The organism is Bradyrhizobium sp. SZCCHNR3119, assembly GCF_032487775.1.
GTDB lineage: Bacteria > Pseudomonadota > Alphaproteobacteria > Rhizobiales > Xanthobacteraceae > Bradyrhizobium.
The window spans coordinates 4,978,889-4,992,987 of record NZ_JAUEUV010000001.1; the positions used below are offsets into that span (position 1 = coordinate 4,978,889).

Annotated in this window: 10 protein-coding genes; 7 read left to right on the forward strand and 3 right to left on the reverse strand. The window is 65.6% G+C overall.

Features of this window, described 5'->3' with window-relative positions; all coding sequences use genetic code 11:
* The first annotated feature begins 9 nt into the window (after nucleotides 1-9).
* From QX034_RS22965 to QX034_RS22980, 4 genes are all read left to right on the forward strand, one after another.
* Complete coding sequence (locus tag QX034_RS22965) at nucleotides 10-510, forward strand: FixH family protein (protein WP_315707014.1); 501 nt, start codon at nucleotides 10-12, stop codon at nucleotides 508-510.
* Nucleotides 511-523: 13 nt separating this feature from the next.
* The gene (locus QX034_RS22970; protein WP_315707013.1) at nucleotides 524-2,728 is read left to right on the forward strand and encodes a cation-translocating P-type ATPase; all 2,205 of its coding nucleotides are present in this window, start codon (nucleotides 524-526) and stop codon (nucleotides 2,726-2,728) included.
* Complete coding sequence (gene ccoS / locus QX034_RS22975; protein WP_315707012.1) at nucleotides 2,716-2,898, forward strand: cbb3-type cytochrome oxidase assembly protein CcoS; 183 nt, start codon at nucleotides 2,716-2,718, stop codon at nucleotides 2,896-2,898. The genes QX034_RS22970 and ccoS overlap by 13 nt, the downstream gene beginning before the upstream one ends.
* Nucleotides 2,899-3,170: 272 nt before the next feature.
* On the forward strand, nucleotides 3,171-5,279 hold the full coding sequence (locus tag QX034_RS22980; RefSeq protein ID WP_315741571.1) for a HAMP domain-containing methyl-accepting chemotaxis protein: 2,109 nt from the start codon (nucleotides 3,171-3,173) through the stop codon (nucleotides 5,277-5,279).
* Between the two features lie 124 nt (nucleotides 5,280-5,403).
* Here the strand turns inward: QX034_RS22980 and glgA are convergent, their stop codons facing one another.
* Nucleotides 5,404-6,819: a glycogen synthase GlgA gene (gene glgA / locus QX034_RS22985; RefSeq protein WP_315707010.1), complete on the reverse strand. Its 1,416-nt coding sequence runs from the start codon at nucleotides 6,817-6,819 to the stop codon at nucleotides 5,404-5,406.
* A 248-nt stretch (nucleotides 6,820-7,067) separates the two neighbouring features.
* Here glgA and QX034_RS22990 point away from each other — a divergent pair, with 248 nt between their 5' ends.
* The 3 genes from QX034_RS22990 to QX034_RS23000 all read left to right on the forward strand — a co-directional run bounded on the left by QX034_RS22990 (nucleotide 7,068) and on the right by QX034_RS23000 (nucleotide 10,754).
* Nucleotides 7,068-8,249: a CaiB/BaiF CoA transferase family protein gene (locus tag QX034_RS22990; RefSeq protein ID WP_409977836.1), complete on the forward strand. Its 1,182-nt coding sequence runs from the start codon at nucleotides 7,068-7,070 to the stop codon at nucleotides 8,247-8,249.
* A gap of 229 nt (nucleotides 8,250-8,478) precedes the next feature.
* A complete protein-coding gene (locus QX034_RS22995; RefSeq protein ID WP_315729084.1) occupies nucleotides 8,479-9,546 on the forward strand; it encodes an alcohol dehydrogenase in 1,068 nt (355 codons plus the stop codon).
* Between the two features lie 128 nt (nucleotides 9,547-9,674).
* Nucleotides 9,675-10,754, forward strand: a complete 1,080-nt coding sequence (locus QX034_RS23000) for an isocitrate/isopropylmalate dehydrogenase family protein (RefSeq protein ID WP_315741570.1) — start codon at nucleotides 9,675-9,677, stop codon at nucleotides 10,752-10,754.
* 19 nt (nucleotides 10,755-10,773) lie between these two features.
* Here the strand turns inward: QX034_RS23000 and QX034_RS23005 are convergent, their stop codons facing one another.
* Together QX034_RS23005 and QX034_RS23010 are read right to left on the reverse strand one after the other, a co-directional pair.
* Entirely contained in the window at nucleotides 10,774-12,183 is a 1,410-nt protein-coding gene (locus QX034_RS23005) for an NCS2 family permease (RefSeq protein ID WP_316195832.1), read from the reverse strand.
* A 37-nt stretch (nucleotides 12,184-12,220) separates the two neighbouring features.
* A complete protein-coding gene (locus QX034_RS23010) occupies nucleotides 12,221-14,095 on the reverse strand; it encodes an adenine deaminase (RefSeq protein WP_315707006.1) in 1,875 nt (624 codons plus the stop codon).
* Between the last annotated feature and the right edge of the window lie 4 nt (nucleotides 14,096-14,099).

Sequence of the window (14,099 nt, forward strand, 5' to 3'; positions counted from 1 at the left end):
TCTTAGGTCATGAGCCGTCATTCCAAGCCATCGAAGCCGCTGACCGGCCGCATGGTGCTTCTGATGCTGATCGCCTTCTTCGGCACCGTGATCGGCGTCAATGTCACCATGATGCGGTTGGCGATCTCCACGCTGCCCGGCACCGAGGTGGACAGCGCCTACAGCGCGAGCCTTGGTTATGAGAAGGAAATCGCGGCAGCGCGAGCGCAGGCCGCGCGCGGCTGGAAGGTCGACGCCCATATCGAGCGTGGCCAGGATGGAGTGGCCGTCGTGCGGGTCGCGGCCCATGACCGCAGTGGCAAGCCGGTGACCGGGCTCGCATTCCAAGGCCGGCTGGAGCGGCCGGCCGACAAGCGTGCCGACCAGGCGGTCGAACTCGATGAAGTCGGCACGGGGGTCTATCGCGGCAGCGCCGGGCAGATCGCGCCGGGCCAGTGGGATCTGGTGCTGGAAGGCGACGCCCGCGGAGAGCGGATGTTCCTGTCCAAGAATCGCGTGCTGTTGAACTGAGAGGGGACTCGTCATGCAGGTGACGCGCGATTTCTCCCATTACGTCAAGGATCTCGGTTCGGGCCTGAAGCATATCGATCTGGCGGTTGAGGGTGTCAGCTGCGCCGGCTGCATGGCCAAGATCGAGCGCGGGCTGTCGGCGCTTCCGGACGTGACCTTGGCGCGCGTTAACCTGACCGACCGCCGCGTGGCGCTGGAGTGGAAGCAGGGCACGCTCGATCCCGCCAAGTTCATCGACCGCCTCGCCGAGCTCGGCTACAAGGCCTATCCGTTCGAGAAGGCCAGCGCGGAGGCGACCGAGGCCGAGGAGTCGCGCTTCCTGCTGCGCTGCCTGGGTGTCGCGGCCTTCGCCACCATGAACGTGATGATGCTGTCGATCCCGGTATGGTCGGGCAATGTCAGCGACATGCTGCCGGAGCAGCGTGACTTCTTCCATTGGTTGTCGGCCGTCATCGCGTTGCCGGCCGCTGCCTATGCCGGTCAGCCGTTCTTTCGCTCGGCGTGGCGCGCCCTCAAAACCGGCAACGTCAACATGGATGTGCCGATCTGCATCGGCGTGATCCTGGCGCTCGGCATGTCCGTGGTGGAAACGTTCCATCACGCCGAACATGCCTATTTCGACGCTGCCATCATGCTGCTGACCTTCCTCCTGGTCGGCCGCTATCTCGACCAGAACATGCGGCGGCGGACGCGTGCGGTCGCCGGAAACCTGGCGGCACTGAAAGCCGAGACCGCGACCAAGTTCGTCGGCGCCGACGAGATCTCCGAGGTGCCCGTGGCGGCGATCCGTGCCGGCGACATCGTGCTGCTGCGGCCCGGCGAACGCTGCGCCGTCGACGGTGTTGTCATCGAAGGACGTTCGGAGATCGACCAGAGCCTGATCACCGGCGAAACGCTCTACGTGCCGGCGGAGCAGGGCACCGCGGTGTATGCCGGCTCGCTCAACATATCCGGGACGCTGCGCGTGAAGGTCTCAGCGGCGGCCGAAGGCACGCTGCTGGCCGAGATCTCGCGCCTGCTCGACAACGCGCTGCAAGCACGCTCGCGCTACATGCGCCTCGCCGACCGTGCCTCGCGGCTGTATGCGCCGGTGGTGCATGCGACCGCGCTGCTCACCGTTCTCGGCTGGGTGCTCGCAGGCGCAAGCTGGCATGACGCCGTCGTCACCGGCATTGCCGTGCTGATCATTACCTGCCCCTGCGCGCTCGGGCTCGCGATCCCGACGGTGCAGACGGTCGCCTCGGGTGCGATGTTCAAGTCCGGCGTGCTGCTCAATGCAGGCGATGCGATCGAGCGTCTCGCAGAAGCCGATCACGTGATCTTTGACAAGACCGGCACGTTGACGCTGCCGGAACTCGAAGTGGTCAACGCGGCCGACATTCCGCCGGATGTGTTTGCGCTCGCGGGTCAGCTCGCGCTGTCGAGCCATCATCCAGTGGCGGCGGCAGTCGCGCAGGCCGCCAATGCCAAGGCGCCGCTGGTCGGCGCGGTGGAAGAACCCGGGCAGGGCGTGCGGGCGACGGTGCAGGGTGTGGAAATCAGGCTGGGGCGGCCCTCCTTCTGCGGCGCTGACGGCCTTGCCGCCGGAAAAACCGATATCGATCCCGAAGCGTCGATCGTGGCCTTCAGCCGTGGCGAGGAGAAATTCCTGTTCTCGGTCCGCCAGGGACTGCGGCCGGATGCAGCCAGGATCATTGCCGGATTGAAGCGCCGTGGTATCGCGGTGGAAATTCTGTCGGGCGATCGCCAAGCGGCGGTCAAAGCGGCCGCCGAAGCCCTCGGCATCCGCGAATGGCGCGCCGGTGTCACGCCGGCCGACAAGATCGCCCGCATCGAGGAATTGAAGCGGCAGGGCGTCAAGGTGATGATGGTCGGCGACGGCATGAACGATGCGCCATCGCTTGCGGCCGCTCACGTCTCGATGTCGCCGATCTCGGCCGCGCATCTCAGTCAGGCCACCGCCGACCTGGTGTTCTTGGGCCGGCCGCTGGCACCCGTGCTCGCGGCGATCGATTATGCCCGCAAGGCGCTGCAGCTGATGCGGCAGAACCTCTGGCTCGCGGTGGGCTATAATCTGCTCGCGGTGCCGATCGCGATCAGCGGCGTGGTGACTCCGCTGATCGCGGCCGCGGCCATGTCCGGCTCGTCGATCCTCGTAATGTTGAATGCGCTACGTGCCCGCAACGTGAGGGAGGAGCAGACGTCATGGAAGTCATGATCATTCTCGTGCCGCTGGCGCTTGCCCTCGGCCTTATGGGACTATGTGCGTTCTTATGGTCGCTCAAGAGCGGTCAGTATGACGATCTCGAGGGCGCTGCGTGGCGCGCGATTGCCGACGACGATGAGCCGACGGAGCTGCCCCGGCAGGCCTCCTCCAGGGGCCGCTGACCGCCGCTACCGGTCCGCCTCAGGCGCGGTTCTATAATCAGCGAATGTTGCTCCGTGCCGCCGCTTGTTTGCAGCGAGCTGATAAGCCAGACATCTGCGAGTTATTTGTTGCCGCTGGTATGCGAAAACCACGCGGTTAAGAGATCGGTTGCAGTTTGCGAGCTAGTTTCACTTCAGTTTCCGAGCCGGTGTCATTGCATCGCCTGCCGTAGCGGCCAGGCGACGATCCCTCGCGGGCAGCCGGCCGACTTTGGTGGCGAAGGCGAAACACCATGCTCGAAGATGGCTCGTTCACGTCCAGGACTGGCGGGGCCAGCCTGAAATGGAGAGTGCTCGCCGGTAATTTGGTGACGGCTCTTCTGGCTCTCACATTCGCCGGGCTGGTCGCGTGGACAGGCTGGACGGATCTGCGCGAACGCGAGCAGTCGGCGCGGGTCCTGACCGCCTTCGAATCGGTGATGAAGGTCAACAGCCAGATTCCGCTCGAGCGCAGCGCCTGGAACCTGCTTGCCGGCGCGGCAGCGGCTTCGACCAGCGAAGTCGCCGGGCTGGACAAGTTGATTGCCGCTACCGATGCGGGCATCCTCAAGGCCAAGGCCGATCTTCAGAAGGCCGGCCTATCGACCAACAATGTCGAGGCCGCCGAGCGCATCTTGAAGCAGCTCCGTGGGGCGGCGCGCGCTGCCGTCGTGCTGCCATTGGCCCAGCGCCCGCAGAACATCCAGGCGACGACCATCGACAGTCTCGGGCGTGCGGTCGATGCCCTGACGGCCGGCACGGACGAAACGCTGATCGAAATATCGCGCACGGCCGGTGACATCGAGAATGTCCTGCCGTCGGTTCAGGTCGCGCAGCTGGCGCAGGCGATGCGAACGGTCGGCGGTGCCAGGTCCGCCGTTCTGCGCTTCTTCATTCAGAACCTGTCCTGGACCCCAGCGCGCCTTGCCGAAGTCACGGAGCAGACCGGACAGGTCGCATTGCTCTGGCAGCAGATCGAGTTGGCGGTCAGGAACGTTCGCGATGCGCCGGAGCTGACGGCCGCTCTCGAGCATGTGCGCTCGACCATGATGAGCGAGGGCGAGCGGCGCTATCGGGACGTCGTCAACGCTGCGCGGGATGGTCGCCCATCGCCGGTCGATGGCGCGCAGTGGGGCCCCTGGACCTCGCCGATGCTGAACAACATTCTGGTGCTCCGCGATGCCGCGTTGAAGTTCGCCCACCAGGCCAATGATCGGGCGATCGAGGCCGCGCGTATGCGCCTGTTCGGCGCGTTCGCGGCGTTCCTGCTCGTCGCCGCTGCCTCGGCCGGCGTAATGATCGCGGTGATTCGCCAGGTGATCCGGCCGCTCAGCGGCCTCACCGCTGTGACGCATCGTCTCGCCAATGGCGAGCTGAGTGCGGAGATTCCGGACGAGACCCGCAAGGACGAGATTGGCGCGATGGCGCGGGCGTTGAAGATCTTCAAAGATGCCTTGATCTCCAAGAAGGAGGCGGACGAGGCTGGTGCGCGCGAGGCGCAGGCGCAGATCGATCGTGCGCGTCGGCTCGACAGCATTACCCGCGGCTTCGAGGCGGCGATTGCCGAGATCGTGGAGACGGTGTCCTCGGCGGCGACCGGGCTCGAAGCCTCCGCCGACCGGCTGACTGCCACAGCCAACCACTCGCAACAGCTCACGACGATGGTTGCGTCCGCATCGGAAGAAGCCTCGGCCAATGTCCAGTCGGTGGCTTCGGCGACCGAGGAGCTCTCGTCCTCGGTGAACGAGATCAGCCGCCAAGTGCAGAATTCGGCTCAGATCGCCGGAGAGGCGGTCGAGCAGGTGCGCCAGACCACCAGCCGGGTCGGGGAGCTCTCGCAGGCGGCGGCCCGGATCGGCGACGTCGTCGAGCTCATCAACACCATCGCCGGGCAAACCAACTTGTTGGCGCTGAACGCGACGATCGAGGCCGCCCGCGCCGGCGATGCCGGCCGAGGGTTTGCGGTGGTTGCCACCGAGGTGAAAGCTTTGGCCGAGCAGACCGCCAAGGCGACCGATGAGATCACCCAGCAGATCTCGAGCGTTCAGGCGGCCACACAGGAGTCGGTCAGCGCGATTCGGCAGATCAGCGAGACCATCGAACGCGTCTCGGAGATTGCCGCAACGATTGCATCCGCAGTGGAGGAGCAGGGCGCCGCGACCCAGGAGATTTCCCGCAACGTTCAACAGGCTGCGCAGGGCACGCACCAAGTCTCGGCGAACATCACCGATGTGCAACGGGGAGCGAGCGAGACCGGCTCCGCCTCGGCGGAGGTGCTTTCATCGGCTAAATCGCTGGCCGGGGATTCCAGCCGTCTGAAGCGTGAAGTAGGGAATTTCCTCAAGGCGCTGCGCACGGCGTGAGGACGGCGGAGCTCGCCAGATCGTCTCGCCAGGCCGTAACGGCGATCCCATTGCGGTGTTCGCATGAAAAAGCTCGAATCGCATCCGGGCTTTTGTTTGCAGCTGTGCTGGAGCTGAGCGCCGGCTACGACGCCACCGTCTTCTGATACAGCGCGCTGTAGCAGGCAGCCGACAGATTCCAGCTGAACGAGCGCCCCATCGCCGAGAGCCGCATCGCGTTCAGTCGCTCGGCGCTCATGAAGGCCGAGAAGGCGCGGCGGACGCCGCCGAGGAAGGATTCCGCCGACGGCTTCGGAAACAGGAATCCGGTTTCGCCGTCGGTGATGGTCTCGGCCAGACCGCCGGTCTGGTGACCGATCGGCAGCGAGCCGAACCGCTGGGCATACATCTGGCTGAGGCCGCAGGGCTCGAAGCGTGACGGCATCAAGGTGAAGTCGCTGCCGGCAAAGATGCGTCGCGCCTGCGCTTCATTGAAGCCGATCGCGACTCCGATGGCATCGGGGCGGCGGCGATGCGCCTCGAGCAGCGCCCATTCGATCGCCGGCTCGCCCGAGCCCGTGACCACGATTTGACCGCCCGCCTCGACGATCTGGTCCGCCGCCTCGAGGACGAGATCGATGCCCTTCTGGTGGACCAGACGAGCGACCAGGCCGAACATCGGCCCGCGCGAGACCGCAAGCCCGAACTGCCTGCGGACGTAAGCGGCATTGGCGCGCTTGCCTTCCCAGTCGCCGGCGCCGAACTGCTGCGCCAGTTGCGTGCAGTAGCGGGGATCCCAGCTCTCGTCGATGCCGTTGAGGATGCCGGTGAGCTCATGCGCATCGGAGCGCTGGCGCAACAGGCCTTCGAGGCCGCAGCCGAGCTCCTCCGTCGTGATCTCCTTGGCGTAGGTGGCGCTGACGGTGGTCAGGTGGGACGCATAGACCAGCCCGCCCTTGAGGAAGGAGAGCTTGTCGTAGAATTCCAGCCCGTCGATATGGAACGAGGACTCCGGTGCGCCGATCCGCCGCAGCGACTCCCGCGGAAACAGGCCCTGGTAGGCAAGGTTATGGATGGTGAGGATCGAGGGTACGTCGACGCCGCGCCAGGCGAGATAGGCGGGCACCAGTGCCGCCTGCCAGTCGTTGGCATGAACGAGGTCGGCTGCCCAGTTCTTGTCCAAGGTGCCTGCAGCTAATTCAGCAGCGGCCGCGGCGAGACGACCGAAGCGGATATCATTGTCCGGCCAATCCTGACCGTTCTCGTCGCCATAGGGATTGCCAGGGCGATCGTAGAGTTGGTCGCAAAGAAGCACGTAGACCGGCAGCCCGTCGCGTGTCGACGATCGCCCGAGCGCGCAGGCCGGCATCTCCGCGAGCGCCTCGCATTGGCCAACGATGTCGATATGGGTGAGTTGTTCGATCACGTCCCGATAGCCGGGCAGCATGATCCTGACGTCGGTATGTGAGCGAAGTGCTCTGGGAAGAGCAGCGGAAACGGCGGCCAGTCCGCCCACCCGGACGAAGTCGTCCATCTCGGTCGTAACGAACAGAACCCTCAAGAGATGCCCTCGATCAAGCCCCATGGAATGCCTATGCAAGAAAAGGTCCAAAGTAACCATCAGCCGGAAAGCGAAGGACCGTGAGAACCGTAAGGGCGAAACGCTTTCGGCGAACTACGGTTCGATTTAGGGTGCCACCGCGCCGTGCGCCATGACTGATAATCCGTAAATCCAATACGGACGCGAGGTCGATCTCGCCGGGACGCTGCTGCGCGAATGAGGAAACTCCGGGAATCAGGGAGCTGTGCGTGACGATAGGCGAAAACGATGAGGGGAATTTGACAGGAGCCTTCGCAGGCCTTCGGGTGCTCGACTTTTCGACCACCATTGCCGGTCCACATTGTACGCGGATGCTCGCGGACATGGGCGCCGAGGTGATTAAGATCGAGTCAGGTGAAGGTGAAACGATGCGCACCCGGCCGCCGGTTCGCAGCGGCTGCTCCTCTACCTTCGGCCAGCTCAATGTCGGCAAGAGGAGCGTGGTGCTCGATCTGAAATCGCCGGCCGGTCTCGAGGCGGTGCGTCGGCTGGCGGCCACGGCCGATATCCTGGTCGAGAATTTCCGCCCGGGCGTGATGCCGCGCCTGAAGCTGGATTACGCGGCGCTCGCGGGCCTCAATCCGCGATTGATCTACTGCTCGATCTCCGGCTACGGCCAGACCGGTCCATCCGCCGAATTGCCGGCCTATGCGCCGGTGATCCACGCGGCTTCCGGCTACGACATGGCGCATCTGGCCTATCAGCCCGGGCGCGACCGGCCCGATTACTGCGGCATCTACCACGCGGACGTGGTGACCGGCGCTTATGCCTTTGGCGCGATCGCCTCCGCACTTTACCAGAGGGAGAGGACCGGGCGCGGCCAGCACATCGACTGCTCGATGCTGGAATCGATGCTGACGCTGACCTTGAATGAGATCCAATTGTCGCAGTTTCCCGTTCCGCTCCCGCCGCGACCAACCTTCGGGCCGGTCGAGAGCCGCGACGGCTTTGTCATGATCGCCGTTGCCAGCGAAAAGACCTTTCAGAACCTGATGAAGGTGATCGGCCGTCCCGAATGGGTCGAAGATGTCCGCTTCGCGAAATATGCCGATCGCCGCGCGAACTGGGGCGCGCTGATGGATGGCGTCGAGGCCTGGTCGCGCGAGCTGACCAATGCGGAATGCCTGGCGGCGCTGAGCGCCGGTGGCGTGCCCAGCTCGGCCTATCGCACCGTCGCCGAGGCACTGAACGATCCCCAACTCGCCCATCGCGATGCCCTGGCGGAGGTCGAAGATGACGGCGGCACATTCAAGGTCGTCAATCTGCCGTTCCGCATGTCGGAAGCGAAGGTCGCGGCCGGTCGCCGTGCCGCGTCTCTGGGCGAGCATACCGATGCGGTGTTGAAGGAGGTCGGCCTCGCGTCGATGCGCGTTGAGCAATCGCGCGAGTGATGCGTTCTGATCCGGATAGGCATGAGCGCGGCGTTCAGCGGCGGCCTTGCCGCTCAACAGATTTCCGTCCAATGTCCGCGAACGGTATCAACCAGGTCCGGAACAACCGGACGTGCGGCAGGAGGAAACACCGCAGGGCCCGCCGATGGCTCTCCCCGCGGCCACGTGTCTTCTCCGGCCATCTGTCAGCCTGCGCTCGTCTCCCATGCGCAGCGCGACCGGAGGGAACATGAAGAGTTTTAAGGTCACCGATTTCAACGCGCCGCTGCACGAGATCGACGAGCCGACCCCGCAGCCCTCGGGCACGCAGGTGCTGGTCAAGGTCAAGGCAGCCGGCGTCTGCCACAGCGATCTGCACATCTGGGAAGGCGGCTACGATCTCGGCCACGGCCGCAAGCCGCTGTCCCTGAAAGACCGCGGCGTGTCGCTGCCGCGGATCATGGGCCACGAGAGCGCGGGCGAGGTCCTGGCCTTCGGCCCGGAGGTGACCGAGGCCGACAAGGGTGGGCTCAAGATCGGCGATGTCGTGCTGGTCTATCCATGGATCGGCTGCGGCAAATGCGCGACCTGTCTCGCCGGCGACGAGAATATGTGCCTGAAGCCGGCCTCGCTGGGCGTCTATTGCGACGGCGGCTATGCCGACCACATGACGGTGCCGCACCCGCGCTACCTGCTCGACCTCAAGGGACTCGATCCGGTCACGACGGCGCCATACGCCTGTTCGGGCGTCACCACCTACAGCGCGCTGAAGAAGGTCGAGAAGGATTTCGGCACGCCGATCGTGATCTTCGGCGCCGGCGGACTTGGCCTGATGGCGTTGTCGCTGCTGAAGGCGATGGGCGGCAAGGGCGCGATCGTGGTCGATATCGATGCCAAGAAGCGCGAGGCGGCGGAGGCGGCCGGCGCGCTCGCGACCGTCGACGGCAAGGCGCCCGATGCGTTGGAGCAACTGGTCAAGAAGGCTGGCGAGCCGATCCGCGCCGCGATCGATCTGGTCGGCAATGCCGCCACTGCGCAGCTCGGCTTCGACTGTCTGACCAAGGGCGGCAAGCTCGTGATGGTCGGCCTGTTCGGCGGCGGCGCGCCGTGGGCGTTGCCGCTGATTCCGATCAAGGCCATCACCATTCAGGGCAGTTACGTCGGCAACCTCCGGGAGACCCAGGAGCTGCTCGATCTTGTCAGGACGAAGAAGATCGCGCCGATCCCGGTGACGCCGATGCCGCTCGCCAGGGCCAATGACGCGCTTCGCGAACTGCAAGCGGGCCGTTTGGTCGGCCGCGCCGTGCTGACGCCGTAGTACTCACCCGCTCTTTCGTCATTGCGAGGAGCGAAGCGACGAAGCAATCCAGAGTCTCAACCTGGGCCCTGGATTGCTTCGCTTCGCTCGCAATGACGACCCTAACTCACTCGGATCGCGAAGAAACCATGCCCACCACCAATGCACTCCACATCGCAGTCCTCCCCGGCGACGGCATCGGCCCGGAGGTCATGGCGCCCGCGCTCGAAGTGCTGCGCAAGGTCGAAACCAGGGCGGGTCTTTCGTTCCGTTTCAAGGAAGCCCAGGCCGGCGCCAACAACTATCTCGCCACCGGCGTGTCGATCGCCGACTCCACGATCCGGCTGTGCGAGCAGGCGGACGCGATCCTCCTTGGCGCCTGCGGGCTGCCGTCGGTGCGCTACCCCGACAACACCGAGATCGCGCCGCAGATCGAGCTGCGCTTCCACTTCGACCTCTATGCCGGCGTACGGCCGGCGCGGCTGATCCCGGGCGTGCCGAGCCCGATCGTCGGCGCCGCCGAGCGCGGCATCGACTTCGTCGTGATCCGCGAGTCGACCGAGGGGCTGTTCGCCTCGATGGGGAAAGGCGTGGTCACGCATGAGGATGCGCGCGAGACGCTCGTCATCACCCGCAAGACATCGGAGCGGCTGTTCAACTTCTCCTTCAAGCTTGCCGCCCGCCGCAAGGCGCGCGGCCGCTCCGGCACCTTGGCTTGCGTCGACAAAGCCAATGTATTCAAGGCCTTCGCCTACTTTCGCAAGATTTTCGATGAGCTCGCTCACCTTCATCCGGATGTGAAGACGGACCGTCTCTACGTCGACGCCTGCGCTCTCATGCTGGTGAAGCGGCCCTGGGACTTCGACGTCCTCGTCACCGAGAACATGTTCGGCGACATCCTGTCCGATCTCGCCGCCGGTCTCGTCGGCGGCATGGGCATGGCGCCCTCAGCCGACATCGGCGATCGTCACGCCGTGTTCCAGCCGTGCCACGGCACCGCGCCCGATATCATGGGGCAGGGCAAGGCCAATCCGACCGCCATGATCCTGTCGGCCGCGATGATGCTGGATTGGCTCGCCGACGTCAGCGGCATCGAAAGAGCCGCTGAAGCGGCCCAGCGGATCGAGCAGGCGGTCGACAAGGTCTATGCGTCCGGCCTCAAGCCGATCGAGTTCGGCGGCAGTGCCGGCACCGCCGAGGTGACCCGGGCCGTGCTCGATGCGCTGTGAATCCCTTTAGCCGTCCTCGTCAGAAGATCTGGGCGGTGACGACGGCATAGGCGATGAAGACGACGCTGAGGCCCCACACCATTCCCGGGATCCGGCCGCCCCGGCCGAAGGCGAGTTCGAGCGCGACATAGCTGAGGGTGCCCAGCGCCATGCCATTGATCAGATTATTGGTCAGCACGGTGACGAGCAGCATCAGGACAATTGGCACCGCGGTCGCGAGGTCGGTCATGTCGACGCGCGCAAACCCCTGCATCATCAGGACGCCGACCATGATCAGGGCCGGCGCGGTAGCCTGCGGCGGGATGATCACGAAGATCGGCCAGAAGAACAATGCCAGGCAGAAGAAGGCGGCCACCGTCAGCGAGGTCAGCCCGGTGCGGCCGCCGGCCTGCACGCCGGTGATCGACTCGATATAGGCGGTCACCACCGAGGCGCCGAGCAGGGGGCCCACGATCGAGGCCGTCGCGTCGGTCGCGAACACCGCCGTCGCGTTGGGGATCGACCCATCCGGGCGCCGCAGATTGGCGGCACCGGTCACACCGATCAGCGTGCCGAGCGTGGAGAAGAACTCGGCGCACAGGAAATAGAAGAGCAGTGGCAGGGCAATGAGGAAATGGCTGACGAGATAGCCGACGTCCATCGCCATGAACGTGCTTGCCGGCCAGCGCGGCCACGACAGCAGCGTCTGCGGCATCGAGGTGACCATCTTTCCGTTGGCACCGGGCACGACCAGCCCGACCAGGGTCAGAACCGCGATCGAGATGATCAGCGCGCCCGGCACGCGGCGGGCCACCAACACCGGCGTCAGCAGCAGGCCCGCCAATGTCAGCACGACCGGCGGACTGCGCAGCGAGCCCATCGCGACATAGGTCGACTGGCTCGCCACGATGAAGCCGGCCCCGCGCAGCGCAATGAACACGATCAGCGTGCCGACCGCAGCCTGGATACCGATCTTCAGGGTCTCAGGAACGTCCCTGGCGGCACGCTCACGCAATCTCGTCAGGCTGAGGATCAGGAACAGGACGCCGGTGAAGGCGACCATGGCAAGCGCTCCCTGCCAGGGCATGCCCATCTGCTTGACGATGACATAGGTGAAAATGATGTTGGAGCCCATGGCGGGGGCGACCGCGAGCGGCAGGTTGGCCGACAGGCCCATCAGCACCGAGCCGAAGATCGCCGCGAGCGCAGTGGCGCTCACGAGGTCGGCGCGATCCATCCCGGCATTGGACATGATGGCTGGATTGACTGCGATGATGTAGGCCATCGCGGCGAAGGTGGTGGCGCCCGCCATGATCTCGCGGCCGATCGTGGTGCCGCGCGCGGTCAGCTTGAAGAAGCGGTCGAGCACGCCGCCGTCTTGAGCCGATGATCCTCCCGAAGCCGCTGCCACGGATGCCGCAGCGGGTTGCGCCTTCGTCATGTCCTGCATCGCGGTCTCCGTCCTTGCGCGGTCTTTCGACGCCTGATCACCACACCACCGGGTGGGTCTTGCCGGTCTGCACGTTGATGAAGCCGAGCGGTGCCTGCTCGCAGGGGGCGACCAGGACCCAGCTCCAGGGCGCGCAGGTCAGGGTCGCGAACATCAGCCGCTCGGGAAAGCCGGGATACCAGCGCGGCCGGAACGTCGGCTCGTACATCCAGTCGACCTTGCGGCCTTCGGCGTAGAGAGCTTGCATCTCCGCATCGAGCGCCTCGGCGGAACGGCAGCTCATGAGACCGCCGACCTCGAAGCGGACGGTAGCCGCGAGTTCGCCTTCGCGCACGAGCGCCCAACCGCCCTGCTGGGCGACGAGCGCGTTGACGGCCTTGGCCATCGCTGCATCCGACGAGCCGACCACCCAGATGTTGTGCTTGTCATGGGCGACCGAGCAGGCCAGCGCCGTCTCCGGCGTGCGCGGGCCGCAGCCCTTCCAGAACATCTTCGACACCCGGCCATCGCCCGAGAAGCGATCGACAATGGCGAATTTGGTGATGGCGAGGTTCTCGTCGCGCTGTACGGCGCCGTCACGCACGGGCAATTCGAACGAGTAGAAATCGGGATGCCAATGGAATGGGCGGATCACGGCCGCCTGCATCGTCGTGCGCCCGGCGGCAGCCGGCAGCGCGAAATCCTCCGGCATGATTTCGCGCTTGATGTTGATCGTCTTGGTGGCCCAGTCCGGCCAGGCGATGCGGGGCACCTCGCCGAGATAGCGCGTCCCTTCTGAGACCTGGCGGCCGTCGGCCCAGACCTCCGCGATCGTGAGGTTCTCGACGTCCGACAACAGCACGACGTCACCGAATCGGCCGGGCGCGAGGCTGCCGACGAACGGTGTCAGCCGCATATGCCGTGCGGGGTTGATGGTGAGGCATTGGATCGCGATTTCCGGAGCAAGACCGGCCTCGATCGCGACGCGCGCATTGTGATCGCTGGCGCCGAGCGCCAGCGTGTGGCTGGCGCTGCGGTCGTCCGTGGTGAATGCGATCTGCGACCAGTCCTTAAGGCCCTTCTTCAGCAGCCAGGCGACGATCTCGGGCATCGCGTAGATGCGCAGCTCGATGAAGAGACCGCGGGTCAGCTTGTCCCAGGTTTCCTCCGGCGTCTGCACCTCATGGTCGGAGGCAAGGCCGGCGGCGGCGAAGGCGTTGATCTCCGGCAGCTCGCGCAAGCCCGAGGCATGGCCCTCGACGACCCCTCGCGCCGCGAAGGTCGCGCCGATCATGCTCCAGAGCCGCTCATAGGAGGGATTGTCCGGATTCCAGACTGCCGGCCAGTCCATCACCTCGTCGAGGCCGGTGACCATCAGGCTCTCGCGCATGAAGCGCGCCTGCTCCGCGCCGCCATACCAGCCGCCACCCCACTCATAGGCGGTGGGCGGCACTGCTGAGCCCGGCTGCGGAAAGATCTTCAGCGGCGAACCACGGCGGCGCGCTTCGAACCAGAACTCGAGATTGCGTACCCCATTGACGTTCGAGAATTCGTGGCTCGCCTCGCAGGTCCAGGTATTGCCGCGCGGCAGGACCAGGGCTGCCTCCCATTCGGGGGTCAGATGCGAGCTCTCGATGTGCTTGTGCACCTCCCCGAAGCCGGGCACAGCTGCGAGGTCCGGCCGATGCACGCGTTCACCCACCTCGCCCGGAAAGCTTCCGGCCGGGCCGACCCAGGCGATACGCCGTCCCTTGAAGACGATCTCCTGGTCCTCGCTCCAAGTGCGGCTGTGCACGTCGAGCAGGCGGCCGACCTGCAGCGCGCGGCAGGCGGGACGACGGCCCAGCGCGGTCAGGACCAGATCCTGGCGGAGCCGGACCTCTTGCGTGGCATCGATCAGAAGGTCGTCTGCAGTGTCCGGCACGAGCACCATACCA

What these genes read in the sequence shown, in the direction of transcription:
- QX034_RS22965 (WP_315707014.1), top strand. Translation starts at nt 10, where the DNA reads ATGAGCCGTCATTCCAAGCCATCGAAGCCGCTGACCGGCCGCATGGTG.
- QX034_RS22970 (WP_315707013.1), top strand. Translation starts at nt 524, where the DNA reads ATGCAGGTGACGCGCGATTTCTCCCATTACGTCAAGGATCTCGGTTCG.
- ccoS (WP_315707012.1), top strand. Translation starts at nt 2,716, where the DNA reads ATGGAAGTCATGATCATTCTCGTGCCGCTGGCGCTTGCCCTCGGCCTT.
- QX034_RS22980 (WP_315741571.1), top strand. Translation starts at nt 3,171, where the DNA reads ATGCTCGAAGATGGCTCGTTCACGTCCAGGACTGGCGGGGCCAGCCTG.
- QX034_RS22995 (WP_315729084.1), top strand. Translation starts at nt 8,479, where the DNA reads ATGAAGAGTTTTAAGGTCACCGATTTCAACGCGCCGCTGCACGAGATC.
- QX034_RS23000 (WP_315741570.1), top strand. Translation starts at nt 9,675, where the DNA reads ATGCCCACCACCAATGCACTCCACATCGCAGTCCTCCCCGGCGACGGC.
- QX034_RS23005 (WP_316195832.1), bottom strand. Translation starts at nt 12,183, where the DNA reads ATGCAGGACATGACGAAGGCGCAACCCGCTGCGGCATCCGTGGCAGCG.
- QX034_RS23010 (WP_315707006.1), bottom strand. Translation starts at nt 14,095, where the DNA reads ATGGTGCTCGTGCCGGACACTGCAGACGACCTTCTGATCGATGCCACG.